This is a genomic window from Acinetobacter sp. MD2(2019) (assembly GCF_035615615.1).
In the GTDB taxonomy this organism is placed as follows: domain Bacteria; phylum Pseudomonadota; class Gammaproteobacteria; order Pseudomonadales; family Moraxellaceae; genus Acinetobacter.
Window position 1 is genome coordinate 1 of sequence record NZ_VTDU01000021.1, and the last position, 25,403, is coordinate 25,403.

The window sequence follows — 25,403 nt, forward strand, 5'->3', positions numbered from 1 at the left end:
TTGGCAATTTTAATCGCTTCATCAAAGTCTTTAAACGTGGTGACAGAAAGCACAGGGCCAAAGATTTCTTCTTGGAAAATCTTCATGCTGTTGTTGCCTTTAAAAATGGTCGGCTCGATATAAAAACCTTCGCCAATTTCGTGACGTGCCGCACCACCCGTTAAAAGCTGCGCACCTTCATTACGACCAGTATTAATACAGCCTAAAATTTTGTCTTGCTGTTCTTGTGAAGCTTGCGCGCCAATCATGGTGTCGGTATCTAAAGGATGACCTGTTTTAATGCGTTTGACACGTTCAATGGCTTTTTCAAGGAATTTATCTGCAATGCTTTCTTGTACTAACGCACGAGAAGGACAAGTACATACTTCGCCTTGGTTTAAGGCAAACATGGCAAAACCTTCGAGGGCTTTGTCTAAATAGTCATCTTCTTTATCCATAACATCTTCAAAGAAAATGTTCGGCGATTTACCACCAAGTTCTAAGGTAACAGGAATAATATTTTCAGTTGCATATTGCATAATAAGTTGGCCCACTTGGGTTGAGCCTGTGAATGCAATTTTTGCAATGCGTGGGCTTGTTGCTAGCGGGCGACCCACTTCTGCACCAAAGCCATTCACAATATTTAAAATACCCGCTGGCAATAAATCTTGAATCAGTTCAACCAACACTAAAATACTGGCAGGGGTTTGTTCTGCTGGTTTAAGCACAATACAGTTGCCTGCTGCGAGTGCTGGTGCAAGTTTCCATGCCGCCATTAAAATAGGGAAGTTCCATGGAATAATCTGCCCGACAACACCAAGTGGTTCGTGAAAGTGGTAGGCGATAGTATCTTCATCAATTTCAGAGATTCCACCTTCTTGGGCACGAATACAGCCTGCAAAATAACGGAAATGGTCAATTGCCAATGGAATATCTGCGGCTAAGGTTTCGCGAACCGGCTTACCATTTTCCCATGTTTCGGCAACAGCCAATAATTCAAGATTGGCTTCTAAACGATCTGCAATTTTAAGTAATAAATTGGAACGCGTGGTTGGAGATGATTTATTCCATTCGGTTTTGGCTTTGTGTGCCGCATCTAATGCCAGATCAATATCTTCAACGGTCGAGCGAGGAATACGGGTAAACACTTGACCATCTACAGGAGAAATATTGTCAAAATATTGACCTTTAACAGGGGCGACCCATTGTCCGCCAATAAAATTTTCATATTGAGATTTAAATTGAACTTTTGAACCAGGTTGGTTAGGATCGATGTAACGCATATAAAAATTCCTTTGCTGTAATAATATTCATTCCACAAATTGATTTATTTTTGTGGAAAATTCGGTACTCTGTACGTCGTACACTATATCTAGAATCATAAGCATAAATAGGTTGGAAAAAGGTTGGATTTTTCCGAACAAAAAGTTAAGGAAAGTAACAATGTTGAGTAAGCGAGATTTGCGAAAACATAAAGGCCTTATTGATCAGCTCAGACAAAACATTATGTCGTCGCCGCAACATGCCCAGCGTATTGGACAAAGTATTTTAAGTTCATGGCAGCGTAGTCTTTTGGCCTGTATTCCTAAAGAACGAACGGCTGCACCATTGGCGGAAAAAGTCAAATTTAATGGCAATACGACTTTAAGCAGTGCCTTGCATGCTTGTGAGCGTGAACTGAAACATGTGGCTGAGCAATCTTCAATGGTTTTGGCGATTGGTGATATTGGCAGTACCATTATGTGGACGGCTGCAAGTCATAAAATGCTTGATATTGCCGAAAAAGTGCATTTTGTTTCGGGGGCGAAATGGAGTGAGGATGCGGTGGGAACCAATGCCTTGGCATTGTCTTTAAAAACTCAAGAATCGTGTTGTGTTTTTTCAAATGAGCATTATATGGAGTCGGTGCATGATTGGGTCTGTTATGCCACACCGATTATCGATCCATTTTCAAAACAAGTATTGGGTGTGGTCGATTTATCTACCACATGGGAAAGTCATAATAGTTTAGGTGTATTAGCGGTTGAACGCTGTGCGTCGATTATTCAAAGCGCGTTATTAGAACAGCATCAGCAACATTTATATTTACAGGGTTTTTCTGTCTTTCAAGTGCGTTTAAATGGAAAAATTTTGGTGCTAACCCCGCGCCAATTTGAAATTTTGGCGATTTTAGCACTTTGTCCACAAGGTATGAATTTGGATAATTTGCATCAAGCCTTATATGGCGAACGCAAAGTCAGTTTAGGGACGCTCAAAGCTGAGATGTCACAATTGCGTGATCTTTTAGGAGGATTATTGGGTTCTCGACCTTATCGGTTATTGGCACAGGTCGATGCCGACTTTTTACAGGTCGAGCAAGCTTTAGATGCGGGCTATTTAGATGCCGCATTAAAATGCTACACAGGCACATTCTTAGCCAAAACCGAAAGTCCATTTCTCTGCGCTTGGCGGGATTGTTTAGAATCGCGTTTAAGTGATGCCATTTTTAAAGCCAAAGATACCGATATTTTGTTTAGGCATTTGTCGCATACTCCCGATGCTATTGACGCAGTGGAATGTTTAATTGATTTATTGCCATCGGCACATCCTGCACATCAAGTTTTGGCAAAATATAAAGGTATTTAAACCAAAAGATTGGCGATCTGTCGATGCAAACTGGGCAAGCAATTTAGCAAAAGTGAAAAACTGCAAGCTCAATTTTATTTCTGCGTTAAAAATCGGTAAGCTATAGCAATTAAGTTAGGTATCGATTGAAGTTATGAAGCAAGCCACTGCATTAAATTTGTTAAAAGCGGGTGAAAATGTATTTTTAACGGGTTCAGCAGGCGCGGGTAAAACCTATACTTTAAATCAATATATTCAATATCTTAAAGCAAGAAAAGTGAACGTTGCAATTACTGCATCTACAGGCATTGCTGCAACCCATATGAATGGCATGACCATTCATACTTGGGCGGGCATTGGCATTAAAGACAGCTTAAGCGACGATGACTTAAAACGCATGAAAGAGCGTAAATATTTAAAAGAGCATCTTGAAAATACCCAAGTGCTCATTATTGATGAAATTTCAATGTTGCATGCCAAGCAACTCAATTTAGTCAATCAGGTTTTAAAATATTTTAAAGAAAGTGATGAGGCCTTTGGGGGCATTCAAGTAATTGTTGCCGGTGACTTTTTTCAGCTACCACCTGTGGGTCGTAATGGCGAAACCAATCGGGAAAAATTTTGTTTTATGTCTCAAGCGTGGGTTGAGGCAAAATTTCGGGTTTGTTATTTAACCGAGCAGCATCGTCAAGACGATGAAATTTTAAATCAAATTTTAAACGCCATTCGTGCACAAAATTTGCAGCCAGAGCATTTACAAGCATTACATGCCTCGAAACAACACGATATTGGCGAAACTTTTACCCGTTTATATACGCATAATTTAGATGTCGATAGCCTGAATTTTAAACATTTAAACGCCATTTCTGGCGATAGCCATCAATTTTCTGCGGTGGTGGACGGCAATGAAAAGTTGATTGAAACCTTAAAATCATCGGTGCGTGCCCCTGAAGATTTAAACCTGAAAAAACATGCCAAAGTCATGTTTGTGAAAAACAACTTTGATATGGGGTATATCAATGGCAGTTTGGGCGAAATTATCGGTTTTGAAGAAGATGAAACCCACGGCATTTTGCCGAAAGTAAAACTGAACGATGGCTCAACTTTGCTGGTCGAGCCTGAAACATGGTCGGTGGAAAACGAAGCGGGTAAAATTATTGCCAGTTTTCAGCAAATTCCATTACGTTTAGCGTGGGCAATCACCATTCATAAAAGCCAAGGCATGACCTTGGAAGCAGCCGAAATTAACTTGTCGAATACGTTTGAAAAAGGACAAGGTTATGTGGCTTTGTCACGCTTAAAGTCGCTTACCGGTCTGCGAGTGTTAGGTTTTAATGACCAAGCGCTCGAACTCGACAGTCTAGCCATTAAAGCCGATCGGCGTTTTCAAGAATTGTCCGATGAAGCAGAAACACATTTTGCCGAAGCAGATTTAAGCGCGCAGCATAAAAACTTTATTCGTCATTGTGGTGGCACGTTGAATGAAACTGAAATTGCGCGTAATGAGAAAAAACTGAGTAAGTCGGGTGGCAAAGCCAGTTATAGCGCGGCAACTTTAGACGAAACAAAAGAGTTATTTGAAAATGGTTATGAAATTCAAGATATTGCGGTTGAGCGCGCCTTAACACCTGCAACCATTATTAATCATTTGGGGCGGTTGCATCGCGAACAAGGCTTAGATATTTCGGTGGCGCATCCGGGCGATGACGTGGTGGAACAGGTACGCAAAATTTATAAGCGCTTACAAAAAACCAAACGCGCCGAACATTTTAATGACGATGGCTCTATTAAATTACGACCAATTGTTGACGCAACTCAGCCCAAAATGGGCTATGATCAAGTCCGTTTAGCGCTGCTATTTATCATGTAAACTAAGGAAAAGTTATGCCACACCTGATTGTTGATTATTCAAGAAATATTCATAACTTAGCACAGGAAAAGCTGTTAAAACATTTAAACCAAGCACTGATTACAACCGGATTATTTCAACCTGCGGATATTAAATCTCGCATTCATAAAAGCGATGTATATGTGATTGGCGACAATGATTTGTCACAAGCCTATATTCATACGCGCTTGTTTATTTTAGAAGGACGAACCGCAGAGGAGCGCGAGCAATTAAGTCAGACTTTACTCACCGCGTTAAAAAACTTTAAAGGTTATGAGGCGTATACGTTAAATTTACAGCTTTGCGCTGAACTATTAGAAATGCCTGTGGCCAATTATGCCAAAGCAGAAGTGCAGCTTTAATCCAGATTGCTATACAAAAAGTTCAAATGGCGGCAGCGCTATTTGAACTTTTTTATTGGGTAAAATAGTGATCTTGATGTTGGCATTTACGACAGGTGAGGGTGACATAATCTCCGGCATCGTATTCAACATTCAGCTGATTTGAACCACAGTGCATACAGCGTTTGTCTGAATAAAAGCTTAATCTAGGCTCAATCTTACGCCATAAATGCTGAATAGGCTGACTGAAAATACGCTGATCGTACTTTAAAAATTTAAAATACAAAATTTCACTCATGCGGCTGAAAGGTAAATGCTCAGGACGGCTAAAATTGGTGGTTTCCCACTTTTCTAACAAGGCGCGTTCACGATATTGCAATAAGGTTTTTTTGAGCCGATGCGTATTAATAAAACCATCATTTCGAGCTTCAAGTGCTTTTTGTTGCTGCAAATAAGACAGCGCGGTATGAATGAGCGAAAAAATTTGCTCGACCGCCAAAGTATCTAATAGCCGATAACAAAGCTGTTCAAAACTAATATGGCTTGAAAATTGAACTTGCCAACTGCGACACACCGCTTGGGTAAATTGAATAATTTCTTGATACAGCATTTGGTACAAGCTGTCTTTGACTTCACTACTTTGTTTAAATGGAATGCCTTGGCGCAAATCTTCATAAAACCACAACCGTAACCGTTGGGTAATACTAAATAAACTGGGTTCGGCATAGCCATCTAAACGCAGATTAATATAAAAGGTACTTGGATCATCAATAACTTGGGTTGGAACTAAAATTTGTTCATGAACCAGTTGTTTAAATACACGCTGTTGGAATTGGAAATTGGGTGAAATTGAGGAAAATTTAATTTTCTCCCAGTCGATATATTCATGGTGCTGCACATCTTCACGGGCAACATCATCTAGCAGCGCCAATAAAAATAATTTATGTAAAAAAGAAATTTTATTTAACGATTGAACCTCTAATTCTTTTTTGGATTGAAGCACACGCCGTTCTTGTTGGCGGGTGTCTTTCATCATTTTTTTACGTTTTTTCTGACAAGCTTCGCAGTGGCAACTATGTCGGTCATTTTGAAACAGGCGGTGTTCGCAATGACTGCATTGATGAAAAAACAGTTCTTGATCGGAAAATTCAGCTTCGACCCAAAACATTGCTGCACGGCACAATGGGCACTGTGTACTGGCATCAAGTTGTTTTTGAAGAATTTGAATCACGTAAAAGACCTTATCATTAGAGAAAATGCGCTCGCTTAAGATATTTGAGCAATCATTGGATGGATTATGTATTGTAATCAAAAAAGCTTGTAATGTAATTCGAATCGTAAAGATGGTTTAAAAATTGCTAGTTTAAATGCTGAATCGCGATTGTTTTAAGTGATTTGAATTGAAAAAGTTGTTTTGACCCAAATATATTGAAATAAGCACAGAAAACACAGAACAGCGCATGTCATTGAAACGACATGATATGCGCTGTGATGGTTAAAATTAGGATGAATCAATGAATATTGCTGCAAATCCAGTGGTTGAAAATAACGACACTGTTTATTTAAAAGATTATAAAAAACCAACATTTTTAGTTGAGTCAATTCATCTTGACCTTAAAGTGTATGATGATCATGCCGTGGTCGACTCAACCTTGGTGCTGCAACGCCAAACCGCGGGCGACTTGGTTTTATTGGGCCGAGATTTAGAACTAAAAAGTATTCGTTTAAATGGCGAGTTGTTATCTGAAACCGAGTATCAACTGGATGCCGAGCAATTGCGCTTAAGCAATTTACCTGACCAAGCCAGCATTCAAACTCAAGTCATTATTCATCCTGAAAGCAATACTCAACTTGAAGGTTTGTATCAAGCCGGCAATTTATTTGTTACACAAAATGAACCTGAAGGTTTCCGTAAAATTACTTTTTATCCAGACCGTCCTGACGTTTTGTCTGTGTTTACCACGCGCGTTGAAGCCGATAAAAAATATCCGGTGTTATTGGCCAATGGTAACTTGCTTGAAACGGGTGAGGTTGACGAAAACCGTCATTTTGCAATTTGGCAAGATCCAACCAAAAAACCTGCGTATTTATTTGCGTGCGTAATTGGCGATTTAGCGGTGCTTAAAGACCGCTACACCACGTCTGAAGGGCGAGATGTTGCTTTAGAAATTTACGCCGTAGAAAAAGATATTCCTAAATGCCATATTGCTATGGAAGCCTTAAAGCATTCTATGCGTTGGGATGAAGAACATTATGGCCGTCCCTACGATTTAGATAATTATATGATTGTTGCGGTAAGCCAGTTCAACATGGGTGCAATGGAAAATAAAGGTTTAAATATCTTTAATACGTCATGTGTATTGGCCGATGAAGAATACACCACCGATGCCGCCATTATGCGGGTACAGTCGGTGATTGCACATGAATATTTTCATAACTGGACAGGCAATCGAATTACTTGCCGCGATTGGTTCCAGTTATGCTTAAAAGAAGGTTTAACGGTTTTTCGTGATCAATCGTTTTCGGAAGACTTACAATCTGCTGCGGTACAACGAATTGATGATGTTGCCGTGCTAAAAGCGCATCAATTTCCTGAAGATGCAGGGCCGTTATCGCATCCGCCACGCCCCGATCATTTTGTCGAAATTAATAATTTTTATACCGCAACAGTGTACGAAAAAGGTGCGGAAATTAACCGCATGATGGCAACTTTGCTAGGTAAAGAAAAATTCCGCCAAGGCACGGACGAATATTTTAACCGTTACGATGGCCAAGCCGTGACTGTAGAAGACTGGGTAGATGCGTTAACGGCAGGTTCTGGTGTCGATTTATCGAACTTCCTGACTTGGTATAATCAACCGGGAACACCAAAACTTCAAGTTACCGCAGAATACGATGCGCAAAAGCAAAGCTACCGTTTGAACTTGAGCCAATCGTTAAAAGAACATCCAAAATATCCCAACTTAAAGGCAGTTCCTATTCCGGTGGCTTTGGCATTATTTAATGCCAAAACAGGCGAGCAACTCACACTGCATTCAGACGCGTTGTTTGTTAATGCGGTGAAAGATGGCGTGTATTTATTTGACCAAGACACAGCAAGCATTGAATTTAGCGGCGTAACCGAGCAACCTGTGGTGTCATTACTACGCAATTTTTCTGCACCAGTTAATTTAGAGTTTGACTATAGCGATGACGAGCTGGCTTTTTTAATTCAGTATGAAACCAATGGCTTTAACCAATGGCAAGCTGCACAAACTTTGCTTGAGCGCGTGTTGTTAAAAGATCATTCGGTTGAACCGTACATTCAAGCCTTACAAAAAACCATTCCAGATTTGGTACAACACGACCCACTTTTAGCATCGCGTTTATTCGATGTGCCGACTGAAGGGTATTTGGGTAGCCGTATTGACCATGATTATCAGCCAGAAGTCATTCAAACCAAGCGCAATGCGGTGTTAAATACCTTGGCAACAGCTTTGGGATCTTTTTGGAAAGACACCTATTTGTCGCTTGATCCAACCTTACAAAGCGAATTTTCACAGGCGATGGGTGAGCGCGCATTAAAGAATATCACCCTTGCAATGTTGGCGCGTCAAGGCGATGAACACGCATTTGAATTGGCGCATCAGCAGTATCAAACCACGCAAAACATGACGGAGCGTTTAGGCGCATTGCGAGTTTTGGTTTGGAACGATGCACCGCAAGCGGCGCAGGCATTACAAGATTTTTACCAGCGCTACAAAGATGAAGCATTGTCGTTAGATCAATGGTTTATGGTGCAAGCGGCTAATCCAAATGCAACAGAAGCCAGCATTCGGGCTTTAACGCAGCATCCTGATTATGATTTAGGTACACCGAACCGTATTCGCTCGGTCAGTGGCGGATTAAGCAATAACCCTGTGAATGCATGGAGTTTCGGTGTTGAACATTATTTAGAGTTGGCCAAGTATTTAGACCAAAAAAATCCAATATTGGGTTCACGCTTGTTACAGGTTTTATCGCGCTGGTACACATTGGCAGAACCACAGCGAAGCCATGTTCAAAATGCATTAAAAGCATTGCAACCGTTGGTGAAGTCGAAAAATGTGACTGAAACTTTAAGCAGCATGTTAAGCGTCTAAGTTAGTCGTTACTCAATAAATAATAAAGCGAAAAGCCTGTTGATTCGTCAACAGGCTTTTTTATGCGCGGTGTTATTTTAGATGTACAGCAGTTGCTTAGTAACAATTATCAATCATCGATAGTAAAGTGAATTTATTGTGACAAGGGTGATTTTGCCTGCAAATTATTCTATAACGGCAGCCCGTTTATCTGTAGATGAAATTAATCCATAAAAGTGGTTGTAAAAGACGTGTAACTCTGTATAGTAAGGGTTAACTAGAAAAATATTCATGTTTCAGTAAAGTCACCTTGCTTCGTAGTTTTAATTTTTAATCCTTCGTTTGTAAAAGATTTATCAGGTTCATCGTATATTTTTTATAAGTTCAATTTATGAGGATTTAAAAATGAGCAACACAACTCTAGGTACTGTAAAGTGGTTTAACGAAACTAAAGGTTTTGGTTTTATCAGCACTGACGCTGGCGAAGACATTTTCGCGCATTTCAGCGAAATCGCTTCTGAAGGTTTCAAAACTCTTATCGAAGGTCAACGTGTAGAATTTACCGTTGTAAACGGTAAGAAAGGTTTACAAGCAAGCAACATCAGCGTTGTTAAAGCACGTTAATTTGCTTTTTGCTTCGTATTCAAAAACCCCATACTTTAGTCTGGGGTTTTTTATTGCTTCATATTTTTCAAATTTGCAAAATCAGAATAAGCATTTAAAAACGGTCATCCTCAATATTCGCTGAGTCTAGTTAAAAACGTGGCATAATAGCGGCTGAAAAAGCATTTATTAAACGAAATGCCAATTTAAAATTGATGTCAGGATTTTCCATGCAAAGAATAAAGTTAGAGCTGCCACAACAAGCAGATAAATTACTATTACATTCGTGCTGCGCACCTTGTTCGGGTGAGGTTATGGAAGCACTTATCGAGTCCGGCATTAATTTTTCAATCTTTTTTTATAATCCGAACATTCATCCTGTAAAAGAATATTTAATTCGTAAAGAAGAAAACATTCGATTTGCCGAAAAACATAATATTGAGTTTATTGACTGCGATTACGATACCGACAATTGGTTTGCACGGGCAAAAGGTATGGAAGATGAGCCAGAAAAGGGTATTCGTTGCACCATGTGTTTTGATATGCGCTTTGAACGTACTGCGTTATATGCACACGAGCATGGATTTAAAGTGATTAGTAGTTCGCTGGGTATTTCACGGTGGAAGAATATGCAGCAAATTAATGACTGTGGCATTCGTGCAGCTTCGCATTATCCCGACATTCAATATTGGGATTATAACTGGCGCAAAAATGGCGGCGCGCATCGTATGATTGAAATTAGCAAACGCGAAGAGTTTTATCAGCAAGAATATTGCGGCTGCGTGTATTCACTGCGTGATACCAATCGTTTCCGCCGTAGCCAAGGGCGAGATCGCATTAAAATTGGTGTGCAGTATTATTCAGCCGATGAAACATCAAAAAATACGGATTAAACAAAAAATGTCAGGGCGATTAATATTCGCCCTGACGCATGCTCGAGGTATGTCCTTCGTTGTGAATTTGCAGCAAGGAGCGGTGGATAAAACGTAATTTGTCTAAAACTGGGTTGGACAACGTAAATGGATAGGCATCGTCTAAGCCCATGCTGCGGTTGAGCGCATTTAAAATGTAGGTCAATGCAAACCAATTATTAATGGTTAATTCAAAGTCCTGCGCCAATAAAGGGGGGGCTTCAAAATGAATGTGCGGGTCTATACTGAGTTTTCCGTCAAGCGTTAGACCAGATTGATAGGCCGTATCTAGTGTATCTAACATATGTAAATAATGTGCCCATGTTTCTGCCCAATCTTCCCACGGATGTGCACAGGCATATCGGCTTACATAAAAATCTGACCAGTTGGCTTGTGGGCCATTTTCATAATATTGTGCCAGTGCTTGACTGTAGTCCGCTTGTTCATTGCCGAAATAAACCCGAAATTCATCAATCCAATTCGGACAAAAATGCTGCATTAATTCGAAATAATAATGGCCACTTTCATGCCGAAAATGTCCCAATAACGTCCGATAATTTTCTTCCATGCTCATACGAGTTTTGATACGAACCACAACATCTGCTTCGCTGGCATTTAAGGTAATCACCCCATTGGCATGACCAGTCATGACCGGTTGATTGTCGTACGGCATGAGAAAATTAAATTGCAGACCAAAATGATCGTTCGGATCTTTCTTCGGACGCGGGAAAATGTCGAGTTGTTTGGTTAAATGTAAAAAACGCCGTTTTGCCGCTTCAATGTGCTTCCAATAGTTTAAATTTTGCGGATCGGATAGATCTGGAATTAAGTGCGTGAGTTGACACGATTCACAGTAAGGGTTGGCTTGTTCTGCTGGAATAACCCAGTTGCATGCTTGATAGTGAGAGTAGTTATAGCAAGGTTTGTAGTATAAATTTTGATCCTGCGGGTCTAAGCTGCGCCATGTGTAGCTATCAATTTTGGCAAAGGTGCCCATGGTGTTACGATTGAGTTGAAACCCAAGAACACTTGAACAGCTTTCGCAGAAGGTATTTGGAAAGAACACCTGATGCTGACAATATTGGCAATAAAAAACATTCATGGGCAAACATCAGTTCATGCTTTGGATATGATTTGATCATACCGAATTTATTCATAGAATCTAGTCGAAAAAAATAATTTTAATTCAAAATTTTGAGCATAAAGATTGATGATTCCTTCGCTGCAAGCCAGCTAAAGGCTTTTAAATAAAGCTACATGGAGTAGAGTTTTAATAACTACATTAAATGTAATGACGTTGTCATTTTTATATAATTACTTTTTTGGGTTTAATTAAAAGAAAAATATCTTCAGTATCCATCGTGTTGGCTAAAAAAATGGTTAAACTAATCTTATTGTAAATGTAAAGGATGCATCTAGGTGACATTACAGCAGGACATGGCATACGGGCAATTAACCAATGATGAAATGCTTTTTTATAGCCGCCAAATTTTACTGCCTGAATGGGATATCGAAGCACAAGAAAAATTAAAATTATCGAATGTTTTATTGGTGGGTGCAGGTGGTTTGGGCTGCTTAAGTGCCGAGCTGCTGGTGCGTGCCGGCGTGGGTAAACTTACCATTCTGGATGCTGACCACATTGAAGTGAGTAATTTACAGCGCCAAATTGCATATACAGCAGATGATATTGGTCTGTTTAAAGCTGAAACTTTGGTGAAGCGGTTAAGAAAGATTAATCCATATATTCAAGTTGAATATGTTAATCAAAGACTGACGCAAGCCAATGCCGCCGAATGGATTCAAGCTCAAGATTTGGTGTTAGATGGCTGTGACCAATTTGAAACCCGATATTTAATTAATGCCGTGTGCTGCGAATTTGAAGTTCCGTTACTGAGTGCTTCGGCGATTGGCTTAGAAGGACAATTATTTATGGTCATGCCGGGCAGCGCATGTTATTGCTGTTTATTTCCGAAAGTTGAGCAAGACGATGAACAATTGCGCTGTGCCAATTCGGGCGTATTAGCCACAACGCCCAATATTCTGGCAAGTTTACAAGCACATCACGCATTGTTGTATTTAGGCTTAAATCAGACCCCATTGAAACAAAAATTGTTATTATGGAACGGCAAAACCATGCAACAACGAATTTTAAGCTTCGAAAAAGATCCTTATTGTTTACATTGTCGGTGTGAATAGGCAGAAGCCTATGCTTTTGTTACACTTGAACTTGATTGATTTGGCTTGATGATCACGTATGAAAAAAAAGATTTTATTAGATAGTCTGCGTTCTGTTGCGCGTATGGGCGAAACGGCTGTTGTTGCTGCAAAAGCGGGCATCAAATACGCCACAGAAAAGCCATCTAACGCCAAATTACTGCGTGAAACCTTTGAGTCGCTCGGTTCGACTTATATTAAGTTAGGTCAATTTATTGCCAGTACACCTTCACTTTTTCCACGTGAATTTGTTGAAGAATTTCAAGGCTGTTTAGATCAAACACCGAAATTACCATTTAGCTATATTGAAGATGTTTTAAAGGCTGAGTTTGAAGGTCGAGATTTACACACGATTTTTGCATCGATTGATGAAACACCACTTGCATCGGCATCGATTGCTCAAGTGCATGCTGCACGCTTAGTCAGCGGCGAAGATGTCGTCATTAAAGTGCAAAAACCGGGTGTCGAAACCATTTTATATACCGATTTAAATGTGCTGCATTTTGCCACCAAAGTGTTAGAAAAAGCAGTTCCAAAAGTTCGCTTTGCCTCTTTGGCCGATATTGTCGATGAAATTAAAACACGCATGGTGCGCGAGGTCGACTTTATAGAAGAAGCCAAGAATTTAGATGATTTTGTTCAATATTTAAATGACACTCAAAATCAGGCTGCCACCGCACCGAAGGTGTATCATCAATATACCACTCGGCGCGTGTTAACCATGCAGCGCTTATATGGCGTGCCATTGACTGACTTTGATGTCGTTAAAAAATATAGTAAAGATCCATCTCAAGTCCTGATTACCGCCATGAATACTTGGTTTGGTAGCCTAATGATGTGTAATAGTTTCCATGCCGACCTACATGCAGGCAATTTAATGTTGCTTGAAGATGGCCGGATTGGCTTTATTGATTTTGGCATTGTTGGGCAGCTAAAACCACAGGTTTGGAGTGCGTGTATTGCCTTTATGGATGCCTTGCAACGCACCGAATATACCACCATGGCTGAAAACATGCTTAAAATGGGCATGACCGATCAGCAAATAGATGTGGCTGTTTTGGCCGCAGATATTGAGCGATTATTTGGGGGTGTTGTCTTGGCAGACCCGCAGCAAATTTTGGCCAGTAACCCATCAGACTTAAATGACATTATGCTAGATATGGTCGCGGTTGGTGAGCGACATGGAATTCATTTCCCACGCGATTTTGCGTTGCTGTTTAAACAAATGTTGTATTTCGATCGCTTTATGCGCGTGTTAGCACCTTATACCGATATTTACGCCGACCAACGTTTAAATATGATTCAAGCATCTGGACTAGGAAATTAATCATGCGTGATTCTTCTTTGTGCGATGCGATTTTAATTGAAGGTTTAAAAGTCGATACAGTGATTGGTTGTTTTGCGTGGGAACGTCAAATTTCTCAGCCGTTATTGTTAGATTTGGTGGTCGAGCATAGTTTACAAGCTGCTGCATTGTCTGATGAACTTGCCGATACAGTCAACTACGCCCAAATTTGTGAACTCTGTGCAGAGGTCATTCAAACGGTTCAGCCTAAACTGATTGAACACGCGGCACATTTGGTTTTAGAAAAATTGTTTGAGTGTTTTGAAGGAATTCAACGCATCACCTTAACGATTCGTAAACCTGCAATTATTGCAGAAGCCCACTCGGTAGGAATTCGCCTTGAGCGCCAACGACATGATTTTTGCACTCGCACTTGCGAGTAATTTAAATAAACAGCAGCATTTTAACTTGGCGTATCAGCATATTCAGTCGTGGGGTGAGCTTGAGTTGTCGAGCATTTATCAAATTCCATGTCGAGATGGTGTAGGCCATGAATATTGGAATGCGGCTTGTTTATTAATGACGCAGTTCACATTGCCAGAAATGCAACTGCGTTTAAAACAGTTGGAGCGGCTGTCTGGACGCGTGCGTCCTTCGCATCAAATTTCTTTAGATGTGGATTTAATTGCATGGGGCAATGATTTATCCACCATGCAATGGAATGAGAAAAAACAGCCCTTTGCTTTAGATGTTAAGATTCCTTTATATGAACTGTGGCCGCATCACGAGTTGAAGGTGACCGGTTGTATCTTTCCCAAAGTTGATTTTAAGCTTGGTGCTGTGTTAAGTGGCTGATTAAGTAGATATCTTATCTTGTTAGATTGGAGGAAGCATGAAAATAACAAAGCAAATTTTAGCTATTGGTTTGTTCATCTCACTTTCTGGTTGTGCGGCGATGTCTGTCAGTGAATGTCAAACAGCCAATTGGAGTGCTATTGGCGAAAAAGATGGTTCAAGCGGTAAAGAGCGCCGCTTGGCGCAGTATTTTAAGGCCTGTTCTAAGGCTGATATTATGCCGAGTCAAAGCTTATACGAACAAGGCTATATAAGAGGTCAAAATTATTATTGCCAGCCCAATACCATTTTTTATCAAGCTTTAAAAGGCAATGCGAATTATCAAGTTTGTCCTGTACAGCGACGTTCGCAATTACGCCCTTATTATGAGGTTGCAAACGATTATTATCGGGCTGAAAGACATTATCAACAGTATCAAGATCATTTGATGGAATATACGCGCCGTGCATCCGATATGAGCTTAAAACCTGAAGAACGTGATCGGTACTTAAAAAAATTAAACGATTTACAGCGTGATTCTTACCGAATAGAAAGTGAATATCGCGATGCAATCCGGAAGTTAGAGCAATTTAAATATCAGCATCGATTAAATTAAAAAATCCGCCTTGGCGGATTCTTCAATTAAAAACCAGTGCTTAGATGTAATAACTGGTTTTGGTCATTAATTTTGAAATTCCGGTCATGGCGATGCGAACAGGAAAGGGTAAATCGATGCCGCCTGCATGTAATGCGGTATCGCGATGATGCAACTCATCGGTATTCATTTGCTCTAAAATTTGTCGTGAACGCTGGTCTTGGGCAGGAAGTTGGCGTAAATGGTCTTCTAAATGCGCACTGACTTGTTTTTCTGTTTCAGCCACAAAACCTAGACTATATTTGTCGCCAGCCAAGCCTGCGCCTGCACCCATTGCAAAAGACAAGCCGTACCAGATTGGATTGAGCAAACTTGGCACACTGTCGAGTTCTTTTAGGCGGTCTTCACACCATGCTAAATGGTCTTGTTCTTCAATGGCGGCTTGTTCCATTTCATGACGTACAGTCGGTAATTTTGCGGTGAGCGCCTGACCATGATAGAGCGCCTGCGCGCAGACTTCTCCACTATGATTCACCCGCATTAAGCCTGCAACATGACGCGCTTCGCTAACAGAAAGTGCTGCATCGCTATCTTGTGAAGGGTTTTGGCGATGTGCAGCGGTTGCGCCTGGAACTAAACTGCGCAGTGCTTGATCAAACGACTGAATGACACGATCTACAGCGGTATAATGACGCATGATTTAATCCTCTAAAGCATTAGGCGTAGTATTAAGCAAAGGCTTTAATCGGCGCAATAACCAAATGCAAAAAAATGCACTAAAAATTGCAGTCATGCAAAACAGCCATTGCATTTCAATTTTTAAAACACTTAAAACCAAAATAGAAACTAAGGCGGAGGCAACCATAAAAATGGCATTAAAAATATTATTGGCAGCAATAACGCGCGCGCGGTGTGAGCGTGGTGAATAAGCCTGCATTAAGGCGTACAGCGGCACAATATAGAATCCGCCGCTTACGCCAAGTAAGAAAATGGACAGCATGATATGGTAGTAAATCGGGCCACTTTGGAACATATCCAAAACCGCTAAAGTGTGCTGATGTGCCGGAATTGCCGACATCGCCCACGCCAAATAAAAAGCCAGTAAGGTGAGTCCAACTGCGCCAATTGGTACCATTTTAATATTTACTTCAGAGCCGCCAATTTTACGGCACAGAATTGAACCCAGACCAATGCCAAGAGAAAACAAGGTCAGCAGCAGGCTGACCACATTTTCTGAACCATTTAAGTAACGGTGGGTCAGTTCTGGAATTTGGGTTAAGTACGATGCGCCATAAAACCAGTACCACGAATTCCCTAATAAAATAAGGAAAATAATGGGGATGTTTTTTGCATATTGAATGGTTTGCCAACTGGTACGAAAAAAGTTCCAGTCGATTTTTAAATCTGGTTCATTGGTTCTTTGCTTTAAAATAAATTTACTTGAAATAAAACCCAATACAGCAATAGAGATCACTGTGACGCACACCCAAATCAGGTTGTCATGTGAAATGGAAATAATGGCACCGCCTAAAATCATGCCGAATAAAATGGCCAGTGATGTGCCTGTTTGGAACAGCGCATTGCCTGACATCAGTTCATCCGATTTTAAAATATCGGGCAAAATGGCGTATTTTATCGGACCAAAAAACGTTGAATGCACACCCATGCCAAATAAAGCCAAGAGTAACAGCCAAAGTTGATGCGTCATAAATCCAACACTGGCAATCAGCATAATCACAATTTCAATGCGCTTGATCATTCGAATTAAGTAAGCGCGCTCGTATTTGTCTGCAATTTGCCCAGCCGTGGCTGAAAAAATAAAATAAGGCAGAATAAAAAGTAATGCCGCAAGATTATTTAAGGTACTTACATTCGATGCAGCTTGCTGGATAATTCCATAAGTAATGACTAACAAAAGGGCTTGCTTATATACATTGTCATTTAATGCGCCAAAGAACTGGGTTAAAAAAATGGGCAAAAAACGACGCGATATAAGTAAATTCTGTTGTTCTTCCATTATTTTTACACTCTAAACCTGGATATTTGTGTGTAGAACAGTATCACAAAAAAAAATCATGTATGATACTTTGATGTTTGAATCTTGCTTGCGAATAAATCTCCAAGATTTAAAGAAAAAATAGCTTAAACTTGAAAATAAACGGTTGTTGTTTTTATGCATGTTAAAACACACTTTAAAAAAATGCTGTTGACACAAAGCTTACAAAGTATTTTAAAAAAAACAGCAGTTCATCAATCTATGTGCACAGGGCTATTTCTGTGTATCTGCTCGTCAAGCATTATGGCGCAAGATGCAAACAACACATCGGATGCATCAAACCCATCTTCTTCTACTCTTGCAAATACAGGCGCTGTTGATAGCTTGCAAATGTTGCAGCAACAACAGCAGAATCCACAACTTGCTGAATTTAAAAAAATCACTTTAGATGATTTAGATCAACTTCCGGCGCCGTCAGCCAATCCAAGCATGCTCGATGAAATTAATCGGCAGGCCGAGCAAGCAAAACAAGAGGCGCTTAATCAGCGCTTAGGTCATACCCCAATTCAACCTATTGCTGTTCAAGCAAGTTCTGCAGTTGACGCGGATGTCCCCGCTGTAAATGTCGATCAAGTCATTCAAAAAGTGCAGCAAGAAAGCCACATTGATATTGCAGCGGTGGATCAAAAACAAAATGCCAGTGTTTTAAATGATGCATCCTTCGATTTAGATACTTCGGCAGCACCAGAAAAAAGCCGAATTAAACGTTGGATCAACAAAATACGTCCACGTAATGCCATGAATACCATGGTTTCTACGCCTAAAATTAATGTGGCGGTTGAAGGTGCGCCTACCGAATTGGCTGAAAATATTAGCAATAAATTATCGAGTTTTACCCAAGAATCGTTTGATGATTACAACTCGGCGTTGCCTCAACTCCGAGCCATGGCCATTCAAGCCGCCCAAGCGATGGGATATTATGATGCCAAATTTCAGTTTAAACGTACCGCAGATCACGGTTTAAAAGTTGCAGTGGTTCCGAACGAACCGGTGAAAGTAGCCAGCGAAAATATCGACATTACCGGTGCGGGCGCGATGACACCGCAATTCCAATTGATTCGTTTAATTCCCGATTTGGCGGTTGGTGATGTGTTGAATCATGGCTTATACGAACAAATGAAAGCCAAAATAATCGATACTGCCAGTGATAATGGTTTCTTCGATGCGTATTGGCGCTTGCGTGATGTAAAAGTACAACTACCTGATAATACAGCCGATATTAATTTACGTTACGAAACTGGCGAGCGCTATAAAATCGATAATGTCGAATTTAAAATGAGCGATCCATCGAAGCCGTTGCCATTAAAGCTCAAAGTATTACAAAGCATGGTGCCTTGGGAAGCCGGCGATGATTATACCTTTTGGCGTGTAAATACACTGGCCAACAATTTAACCAACTCTCGTTATTTTAACTGGAGTTTGGTTGAGTCAGTTAAGCCCGACCCCATTCAAAAGCCGTTGGAATTACCGCCAGATGTGCAAGCTTATGTAGATCAACAACAAATTACCAGCGGTCAGGCCATTGCGCAAGTTCAAGACAAAAATGCTAAACAGTCGATTGTTTCTGCAACCGAAGTCAGTCAAAACGTTGTGAATGAAAATCAATTTGCTGGTACGCAAATTGCGCAAACAGAAGAACAAAAGCAACTTACTGCACAACATGAACAAGAAAAAACCGACAAGCAAAAAATGCAAGAGAAGGCCAGAGCCGAGAAAACCATTCCGGTTGTGGTCACCTTAAATGCAGATAAATTAAATAGTGCAGAGCTGGGTGCAGGTTGGGGCACAGATACAGGTGCACGTATTCGTGCGCAATACCGCCGTGCTATTGTGAATAGTTCGGGGCATTCATTCGATGCGAATATGGAAGTCTCCCAAATTCGCCAAGCCATAGATACCCGTTATAGCATTCCATATAAACATCCATTGAATGATTATTTTAATATTTTGGGTGGTTACGAACGGGAAGAATTTAAGGGTGTTGGCCCCGGTATGAGCTTAACCACCGAGTCTGCGGTGGTTGGGGCTGAACGTGTCATTAAAAATCCATTGGGTCATTGGCAACAAAATTACGGTGTTCGATACCGACTCGATCAAATTACCCAAAATGGGCAAGTCAATACCGCCGATGTGCCGGATGCCTTCTTAAAACCGGGCTCCAATCCGCAGCAGCAAGCGTTATTGCTGGGTTATCAGTTGTCTAGAACAGACAGTAATGATCCTGTGAATCCAACCAAAGGCTTTAAGCAAAGCTATAAAATTCAATTGGGTTCAAAATCTGTGCTTTCAGATGCCAACATGGCGATTGCAAATGTAGATTGGGGCTTTATTTATTCGTTGGGTGAAAATTATAATCATCAATTTATTGCCTCGGCTTCGCTAGGTTATATTTTTACTGATGACTTTGCCAACGTGCCTTATAATTTACGTTTCTTTGCTGGTGGTGACCAAAGTATCCGCGGATTTGACTACAAGAGCTTATCTCCAACCGAAGATGGCTATAAAATTGGCGGACAAGCTTTAGCCATTGGCTCATTAGAATACAATTATCAGTTCAAACCCGGCTGGCGCGCAGCGTTATTTACCGATGTGGGGAATGCCTTCGATAGTCAATTTTCTAATCCAACCGCTTACAGTGTGGGTTTGGGTGTGCGCTGGCAGTCACCGATTGGACCGATTCGTCTAGATGTGGCTTCGGGTATTTCGGATGAAGGTCATCCAATTCGTATTCATTTCTTTATTGGTTCACAACTTTAATTCGGATGTGTTTAATTTATGGCTGAACAACAGCAACAAGCACCACAAAGCACAGACAATACCCATGTACCTAAATGTGCTGTAATGAAAAAAATCATCTATGCATTGGCTGTCTTATTGGTATTGCTGATTGGGGCAATTGCTGTCATGTTTTCTACCGACAAAGGTAGTCAGTTCTTATTAGACCGCGTACTCAAAAATCAAAAGATGATTGAGTACAAATATGAAGGTGGTAACTTTTTAAGAGGCTTAATCTTAAGTCAAATTGATGTGCATTTAGATGGCCTTCAAATTAAAGCCCAACGTGCCGATGTGATGATTGGTTGGCGCGCCATCGTACAAAAAGAAGTGCATTTTAGTCGGGCAAATATTCAAAAACTTGAAATTATTGACAATAAACCTCCGTCAAATGAAGCGTTTAAATTTAGCCCAATTAATTTGCCGGTGACCTTGCGTTTTGACCGCGCAACGCTGGATCAACTCATTATTAAAACAACCTCGGCGCAGGTAGATTTTAAAGACATTCATTTAAATAAAGCCTTGTGGGCGGGCACCAAACTTCAATTTGAAAACTCAAGTTTTGACATGGGTTATTTGAATGTGAAGCAGGCTACAGGCCAAATGAAATTTGAAGGTAAGTATCCTTTACAAGTCACAGCTAAGGCGAATTTACCTTCATTACACAGCATTAATGTTCATGATATTTCTGTGCATGCAATCGGCACGTTAGATACCATTACCGCAGGGGTGGCAACACATACGCCAGATATGCTCACGGGTCGTATAATTATTCATCCTGTTCGGCAAAATGTACCGATGTATGGCCAATTGAATTTTAAAAACTACCATTTGCCGTTGCTGACCGATTATAAACTTTTTGCGCCGTTAGGAGTTGCCAAATTAAACGGCACAGCATCGGGTATGAATATTCAGTTAGATACCAAACTGAGTGGTCAGAATATTCCTGAAGGCAATTACCACGCAAGCATGTATACCGATTATGTTCATCAATTGAATTTAACCCAATTGACTGGACAAGTGTTGCAAGGTGCGCTGAATGCCACAGGCGTTGTGAATTGGGAAAAAGCGGTGTATTGGGATGTGCATGGCAACATGAAAGGCATGCAACCGAACGACAAAACCTTGCCACAAACGGTGAAAGACTTTTTGCCTAAAATCCTAGATGCTCAATTGGCATCGACTGGTAATTTAGACAAAGGATTGCATGTGACTGGGCTGTTAAAGTTCGATCAGGCTGAAACTTGGAACTTGAAGCTCGATCAGGCGGAACAGACCACAAATAAAGTCCCACCAATGTTACTCAACGTGGGCTGGGAAAAAATTGACCGTGCCATGCCGTATATTGGTTGGTTAAATAGTCAAAATGGTCAAGCCAATATCACCTTAAATACAGACCGACAAGATATTGTGGTCGATACTCAAATTCAAAAGAATGAACAAGGTTTATTGCCAACGGGTCAATATCAAGCAAAATTATTTGTAGATAAAAATGATTTACACATTCCTGCGTTTAAATATATCACCGATAAAGGCGGTTTAACTGGACAAGCCTTTGTTGCTTTACCTACAGACAAACGCGAGCTAAAATGGAATGCACAATTAGAGGCGAAAAATTTTAATCCGCAGACGGTGTCGACCAGTTCACCCATTGATTTAGTCAATGGTCGCGTGAATGCAAATGGTTACGCGCAAAAGAATCAGCAAATCATTACCTTAAAAGGTTTAGATTTATTGGGGCGCATTCCACAGCAAAATAATGAAATGGTGCATTTAACTGGCGACAGTACCATTGCCGTGATTCTCAATGATGAAAAAGCTGGTGGCGGACTAAAAGGTTATGCAGTGCATTATCTTGGCGCATTGCAATCGGAACGGATTAAAAATAGCGCCGGACTATTGCAGTTTAATCTTTCTGGTACATCCGACTTTATTAAAATTAGTAAATTTATTCATGACGGTGTGGCCGGAAAAATTTTAGCCGATGGTTCTGTCAGCCTTAAAAATGGCATTAGTTGGAAGGCCAATGCATCGTTGGTGCGTTTTAAACCGCAGTATTTTGTGTCCAATGCGACAGGTGAAATTTCTGGGGTATTGCAAACCAATGGCGTTTGGTCAGATCACCTTAAACGTGTTGCCGTTCAACAGTTGAATTTGGCGGGTGTGTTAAATCGCCAAGTCATTCGTGGTAAAGGTAATTTATCGGTTTTATTGAACAGCAGCAAAAATGGTTTAGTGCCACAACATTTTGAAGCCAACGATTTATTTTTGGCTTATGCGGGCAATCAACTACAAGCCACAGGTGATGCGCAAAAGTTACATCTACAGATTAATGCTCCAGCATTGTATGCGGTTTATAGCGGTTTACGTGGTCGGGCATATGGTTATTTAGACTTAGAAACCAAACCAAGATTAAAGGCCAATGCTAATTTGGCGATTGATAATTTTGGATTTAAAGACACGTTGAGCATTCAAAAAGTCAGAATTCGTGGTGAATTACCCACCTCAGACACGGCATCAACCGTTTTAAAATCTGAAATTAATAACATGCGTTGGGGAAAACGCGAAATTCAATATGCTGCGGCCACCATGAGCGGCACGCGTAAGGCGCATATCTTACAACTGCAAGCATGGAATAATTATTCTAAGTTTTACACCCAATTAGCTGGCGGCTTTAATGCCAATAATGATTGGACTGGGCAAATTCAGCAAGGCGTATTTGACTCGGTGCGCGCGGTATTAAAACAGCAGCAAAATGCAAATGTGATTTATCGTGCAGCCAATAAGCAGTTATATGTGTCGGCACATTGTTGGTTAAGCAACGAAAGCCAATTGTGTTTTGATCAACCGATTCAAATTAACCCAAGCGCAGGTAACGTTTCTTTTGTTGCGAAAAATCTGGATTTGAATGATTTTTCTGCCTTTATGCCAGATGGTTTGGCCATGACAGGACAAATGAATGGTTATGCCAAAGCGGCATGGGCAAATGGCAAACGTCCACAAATTGACGCAAAATTAATTACCCAAAATGGTCAAATCGGCATGACTGCGGATGATCCGGATGATCCATCGACTACCACAAGTTACCAACAACTCAGTTTAATCGCCAAAAGTGTTACGCAAGGTTTGCAGTTACGCTTAGATGCAAAAACGGCTGATATTGGAACAGGCTATGCCAATGTGGTGGTTAATCCGTATGACGATCGTTTGCCGATGCAAGGTGAATTTGCTTTTGATCAAGTCGATTTAAGCTTTTTAAAACCGTTTATTCAAGATGTACGTTCAATTGGTGGAACTCTCAGTGTTGCTGGTAAAATTAACGGCACATTGACTCAGCCATTAATGACTGGCGATTTACGCTTGAAAAATGGTCATTTAAGTATGATTTCTTTACCTGTGAATATTAATAATTTACAGGTGTATTCGGCAATTCGCCAAAACCAAGCCTCAATTACTGGTGCGTTTAATAGCGGTCGTGGTGTAGCGAAACTCGATGGTCTGTTCGATTGGTCGGGTGAGCCACGCTTGCAATTAAATCTAAAAGGCAACGATTTATTAATTCGCCAAGCTCCGCTGATTACCGCGGTAATTAATTCTGATATGGCCTTAAATGTGTATCCATTGAAGCGCAGTGTGTCTTTAAAAGGAAGCATTGACGTGCCGCGTGCATTAATTAATATGCCGGAGTCGACCAAATCGGTGGTGAACGTATCTTCCGATGTTCGGGTGTTACATGCAGGTGAAGACCCGCTGACCTTATTGCGCCAAGCCCGTCCGTGGGATATTCAGGCAGATATCGATTTAAGTCTTGGCAAACAAGTAATTTTCCAAGGCTTTAATAGTCGAATTCCATTGGCCGGACGCATGCTTTTAACACAACGTGGTCTTGAAACAGCCATGAGTGCCAATGGTGCAATTGGGGTGAGCCAAAAAGTGAAAATTGAAGCGTACGGACAAACCCTCGATTTAAACCGTGCCATTGCGCGTTTTAATGGACCATTGGCCAACCCAACGCTAGATATTGACGCAACCAAGAGTATTTCAAGCACCTTAGTTGGCGTGCGTGTGACGGGTACAGCATCGGTACCAAGTATTCAGGTATATAATGATGGCGGTTTGTCTGAACAAGAAGCACTGAATGCCTTGGTGACAGGACGCATTAATGAAGGCAGTAGCAGTTTAAGCCAAACTGAAAGCTTTAAATCTGATGTAAATAATACCGTTGCCGCTGCAGGAATTAGTTTAGGTTTAGGGGGGACGCGTGCATTTACCAACCAAATTGGTCGTACCTTCGGTTTAAGTGGCTTGGCTTTAGACGCTCAGGGTACGGGCGATGATACACAGGTGAGTGTAACAGGGTATATTACACCAGATCTATATTTACGTTATGGTGTGGGTGTTTTTACCAACGTCAATAAATTAACTTTACGCTATCAAATGAACAAACGCTTGTATCTTGAAGCGAGTCAATCGGTAGAACGCGCGATAGATCTTTTCTATAACTGGCGCTTTTAATTAAAATTTGATCTGCCGATTTTGGCAGATCAGCCATTTTTGCACGGTGTGCGGAGTGAACATATGAAAAAATTGATGCTCTTGATGATTCCTGTTTTGGGTATGGTCGGTTGTGGTCAATCGAAACAAGTGTCTTCAGCAGAAGCATGGCAGAATTTTTGTAAGAACATTCCCGGCGCTGCTTATAACATTATGACGGACCGCCAGCAAAATATTCAAAAAACGGCGGCTTTAGAACATGCCAAAAAAGTGCAAGAACCACACGCACAGAAATATTTAATCGCTTTAATTGAAGAAGCATATCAAGTGCCGATTTATCAGCAATTGGGGCAGCAGCAACAAGCCATGGAAGATTTTAGCAAAAATCGGTATGAGTCGTGCTTAAAACAAGCAGAGCAAAAATAATACCTACCAAAAATCAATCATCATCTAAATGATTTTTTTGGCGTATTCATTTGAAATGCGGATAAAAGATAAAACGATAAAAGAGCTTTTAGGCTCTTTTATTTTTATTTAAGCTAAAAATAAGCCAAAGCAAGCACATATGAGCTCATTTTCATGCGATGATTATTTCGTAGAAAAATAATGGTCATCATAAACAAATACTTTGTGTGCATTAACTTTTGGGCTCAAATTTAGTAGAATTTACAATGTCCATATTACTTATGAGGCTACAGGACAGGCTAAAATTCATAAGTAATTC

Annotated in this window: 19 protein-coding genes; 14 read left to right on the forward strand and 5 right to left on the reverse strand. The window is 40.6% G+C overall.

The window, feature by feature from the left end:
• Nucleotides 1–1,262 (reverse strand): aldehyde dehydrogenase family protein (locus I2F62_RS10505; protein WP_324626966.1); only part of this gene is annotated, 1,262 nt, incomplete at its 3' end.
• 160 nt (nt 1,263–1,422) lie between these two features.
• On the opposite strand from I2F62_RS10505, the gene I2F62_RS10510 reads away from it, so the two are divergent.
• The 3 genes from I2F62_RS10510 (at nt 1,423) to I2F62_RS10520 (ending at nt 4,833) form a co-directional block, all read left to right on the forward strand.
• Nucleotides 1,423–2,604, forward strand: a complete 1,182-nt coding sequence (locus I2F62_RS10510; RefSeq protein WP_324626967.1) for a transcriptional regulator — start codon at nt 1,423–1,425, stop codon at nt 2,602–2,604.
• A 133-nt stretch (nt 2,605–2,737) separates the two neighbouring features.
• On the forward strand, nt 2,738–4,453 hold the full coding sequence (locus I2F62_RS10515) for an AAA family ATPase (RefSeq protein ID WP_324626968.1): 1,716 nt from the start codon (nt 2,738–2,740) through the stop codon (nt 4,451–4,453).
• Nucleotides 4,454–4,467: 14 nt separating this feature from the next.
• Complete coding sequence (locus tag I2F62_RS10520; protein WP_324626969.1) at nt 4,468–4,833, forward strand: 5-carboxymethyl-2-hydroxymuconate Delta-isomerase; 366 nt, start codon at nt 4,468–4,470, stop codon at nt 4,831–4,833.
• Nucleotides 4,834–4,885: 52 nt separating this feature from the next.
• Here I2F62_RS10520 and I2F62_RS10525 read toward each other — a convergent pair whose 3' ends face one another.
• Nucleotides 4,886–6,043 carry a hypothetical protein gene (locus I2F62_RS10525; RefSeq protein WP_324626970.1) on the reverse strand — a complete coding sequence of 386 codons (1,158 nt, stop codon included), beginning with the start codon at nt 6,041–6,043 and terminating at the stop codon, nt 4,886–4,888.
• Between the two features lie 283 nt (nt 6,044–6,326).
• On the opposite strand from I2F62_RS10525, the gene pepN reads away from it, so the two are divergent.
• The 3 genes from pepN to I2F62_RS10540 all read left to right on the forward strand — a co-directional run bounded on the left by pepN (nt 6,327) and on the right by I2F62_RS10540 (nt 10,408).
• Entirely contained in the window at nt 6,327–8,933 is a 2,607-nt protein-coding gene (gene pepN / locus I2F62_RS10530) for an aminopeptidase N (protein WP_324626971.1), read from the forward strand.
• 384 nt (nt 8,934–9,317) lie between these two features.
• On the forward strand, nt 9,318–9,536 hold the full coding sequence (locus tag I2F62_RS10535; protein WP_324626972.1) for a cold-shock protein: 219 nt from the start codon (nt 9,318–9,320) through the stop codon (nt 9,534–9,536).
• Nucleotides 9,537–9,730: 194 nt separating this feature from the next.
• A complete protein-coding gene (locus tag I2F62_RS10540; protein WP_420713756.1) occupies nt 9,731–10,408 on the forward strand; it encodes an epoxyqueuosine reductase QueH in 678 nt (225 codons plus the stop codon).
• A 19-nt stretch (nt 10,409–10,427) separates the two neighbouring features.
• Here I2F62_RS10540 and I2F62_RS10545 read toward each other — a convergent pair whose 3' ends face one another.
• Nucleotides 10,428–11,528, reverse strand: a complete 1,101-nt coding sequence (locus tag I2F62_RS10545) for a putative zinc-binding peptidase (RefSeq protein ID WP_324626974.1) — start codon at nt 11,526–11,528, stop codon at nt 10,428–10,430.
• 335 nt (nt 11,529–11,863) lie between these two features.
• Here I2F62_RS10545 and I2F62_RS10550 point away from each other — a divergent pair, with 335 nt between their 5' ends.
• The 5 genes from I2F62_RS10550 to I2F62_RS10570 are packed head-to-tail and all read left to right on the forward strand — an operon-like array spanning nt 11,864 to nt 15,375.
• Nucleotides 11,864–12,622 carry a HesA/MoeB/ThiF family protein gene (locus I2F62_RS10550; protein WP_324627002.1) on the forward strand — a complete coding sequence of 253 codons (759 nt, stop codon included), beginning with the start codon at nt 11,864–11,866 and terminating at the stop codon, nt 12,620–12,622.
• Nucleotides 12,623–12,680: 58 nt separating this feature from the next.
• A complete protein-coding gene (locus tag I2F62_RS10555; RefSeq protein ID WP_324626975.1) occupies nt 12,681–13,967 on the forward strand; it encodes an ABC1 kinase family protein in 1,287 nt (428 codons plus the stop codon).
• A 2-nt stretch (nt 13,968–13,969) separates the two neighbouring features.
• Complete coding sequence (gene folB / locus I2F62_RS10560) at nt 13,970–14,368, forward strand: dihydroneopterin aldolase (RefSeq protein ID WP_324626976.1); 399 nt, start codon at nt 13,970–13,972, stop codon at nt 14,366–14,368.
• Nucleotides 14,325–14,780, forward strand: coding sequence for a 2-amino-4-hydroxy-6-hydroxymethyldihydropteridine diphosphokinase (locus I2F62_RS10565; protein ID WP_324626977.1), 456 nt, complete (start codon nt 14,325–14,327; stop codon nt 14,778–14,780). Before folB ends, I2F62_RS10565 begins: the two co-directional genes overlap by 44 nt.
• Nucleotides 14,781–14,817: 37 nt before the next feature.
• Complete coding sequence (locus tag I2F62_RS10570) at nt 14,818–15,375, forward strand: DUF2799 domain-containing protein (RefSeq protein WP_324626978.1); 558 nt, start codon at nt 14,818–14,820, stop codon at nt 15,373–15,375.
• Nucleotides 15,376–15,415: 40 nt separating this feature from the next.
• Here I2F62_RS10570 and coq7 read toward each other — a convergent pair whose 3' ends face one another.
• On the reverse strand, nt 15,416–16,051 hold the full coding sequence (gene coq7, locus I2F62_RS10575) for a 2-polyprenyl-3-methyl-6-methoxy-1,4-benzoquinone monooxygenase (protein WP_324626979.1): 636 nt from the start codon (nt 16,049–16,051) through the stop codon (nt 15,416–15,418).
• Between the two features lie 3 nt (nt 16,052–16,054).
• Nucleotides 16,055–17,371 (reverse strand): MFS transporter, encoded by a 1,317-nt coding sequence (locus I2F62_RS10580; protein WP_324626980.1) that lies wholly within the window; start codon nt 17,369–17,371, stop codon nt 16,055–16,057.
• A gap of 156 nt (nt 17,372–17,527) precedes the next feature.
• Between I2F62_RS10580 and I2F62_RS10585 the strand changes: the two genes are divergently transcribed.
• The 3 genes from I2F62_RS10585 (at nt 17,528) to I2F62_RS10595 (ending at nt 25,105) form a co-directional block, all read left to right on the forward strand.
• A complete protein-coding gene (locus I2F62_RS10585) occupies nt 17,528–20,167 on the forward strand; it encodes an autotransporter assembly complex family protein (protein WP_324626981.1) in 2,640 nt (879 codons plus the stop codon).
• Nucleotides 20,168–20,185: 18 nt separating this feature from the next.
• On the forward strand, nt 20,186–24,700 hold the full coding sequence (locus I2F62_RS10590; RefSeq protein ID WP_324626982.1) for a translocation/assembly module TamB domain-containing protein: 4,515 nt from the start codon (nt 20,186–20,188) through the stop codon (nt 24,698–24,700).
• Between the two features lie 63 nt (nt 24,701–24,763).
• Nucleotides 24,764–25,105, forward strand: coding sequence for a hypothetical protein (locus tag I2F62_RS10595; RefSeq protein WP_324626983.1), 342 nt, complete (start codon nt 24,764–24,766; stop codon nt 25,103–25,105).
• Nucleotides 25,106–25,403 lie beyond the last annotated feature (298 nt).

Excerpts from the sequence above, each read along its gene's own strand:
- I2F62_RS10540 (WP_420713756.1), top strand. The coding sequence starts at position 9,731 with ATGTCAGGATTTTCCATGCAAAGAATAAAGTTAGAGCTGCCACAACAA.
- I2F62_RS10545 (WP_324626974.1), bottom strand. The coding sequence starts at position 11,528 with ATGAATGTTTTTTATTGCCAATATTGTCAGCATCAGGTGTTCTTTCCA.
- I2F62_RS10515 (WP_324626968.1), top strand. The coding sequence starts at position 2,738 with ATGAAGCAAGCCACTGCATTAAATTTGTTAAAAGCGGGTGAAAATGTA.
- I2F62_RS10555 (WP_324626975.1), top strand. The coding sequence starts at position 12,681 with ATGAAAAAAAAGATTTTATTAGATAGTCTGCGTTCTGTTGCGCGTATG.
- I2F62_RS10520 (WP_324626969.1), top strand. The coding sequence starts at position 4,468 with ATGCCACACCTGATTGTTGATTATTCAAGAAATATTCATAACTTAGCA.
- I2F62_RS10585 (WP_324626981.1), top strand. The coding sequence starts at position 17,528 with ATGCATGTTAAAACACACTTTAAAAAAATGCTGTTGACACAAAGCTTA.
- folB (WP_324626976.1), top strand. The coding sequence starts at position 13,970 with ATGCGTGATTCTTCTTTGTGCGATGCGATTTTAATTGAAGGTTTAAAA.
- I2F62_RS10590 (WP_324626982.1), top strand. The coding sequence starts at position 20,186 with ATGGCTGAACAACAGCAACAAGCACCACAAAGCACAGACAATACCCAT.
- I2F62_RS10570 (WP_324626978.1), top strand. The coding sequence starts at position 14,818 with ATGAAAATAACAAAGCAAATTTTAGCTATTGGTTTGTTCATCTCACTT.
- I2F62_RS10550 (WP_324627002.1), top strand. The coding sequence starts at position 11,864 with ATGGCATACGGGCAATTAACCAATGATGAAATGCTTTTTTATAGCCGC.
- coq7 (WP_324626979.1), bottom strand. The coding sequence starts at position 16,051 with ATGCGTCATTATACCGCTGTAGATCGTGTCATTCAGTCGTTTGATCAA.
- I2F62_RS10580 (WP_324626980.1), bottom strand. The coding sequence starts at position 17,371 with ATGGAAGAACAACAGAATTTACTTATATCGCGTCGTTTTTTGCCCATT.
- I2F62_RS10535 (WP_324626972.1), top strand. The coding sequence starts at position 9,318 with ATGAGCAACACAACTCTAGGTACTGTAAAGTGGTTTAACGAAACTAAA.
- pepN (WP_324626971.1), top strand. The coding sequence starts at position 6,327 with ATGAATATTGCTGCAAATCCAGTGGTTGAAAATAACGACACTGTTTAT.
- I2F62_RS10510 (WP_324626967.1), top strand. The coding sequence starts at position 1,423 with ATGTTGAGTAAGCGAGATTTGCGAAAACATAAAGGCCTTATTGATCAG.
- I2F62_RS10595 (WP_324626983.1), top strand. The coding sequence starts at position 24,764 with ATGAAAAAATTGATGCTCTTGATGATTCCTGTTTTGGGTATGGTCGGT.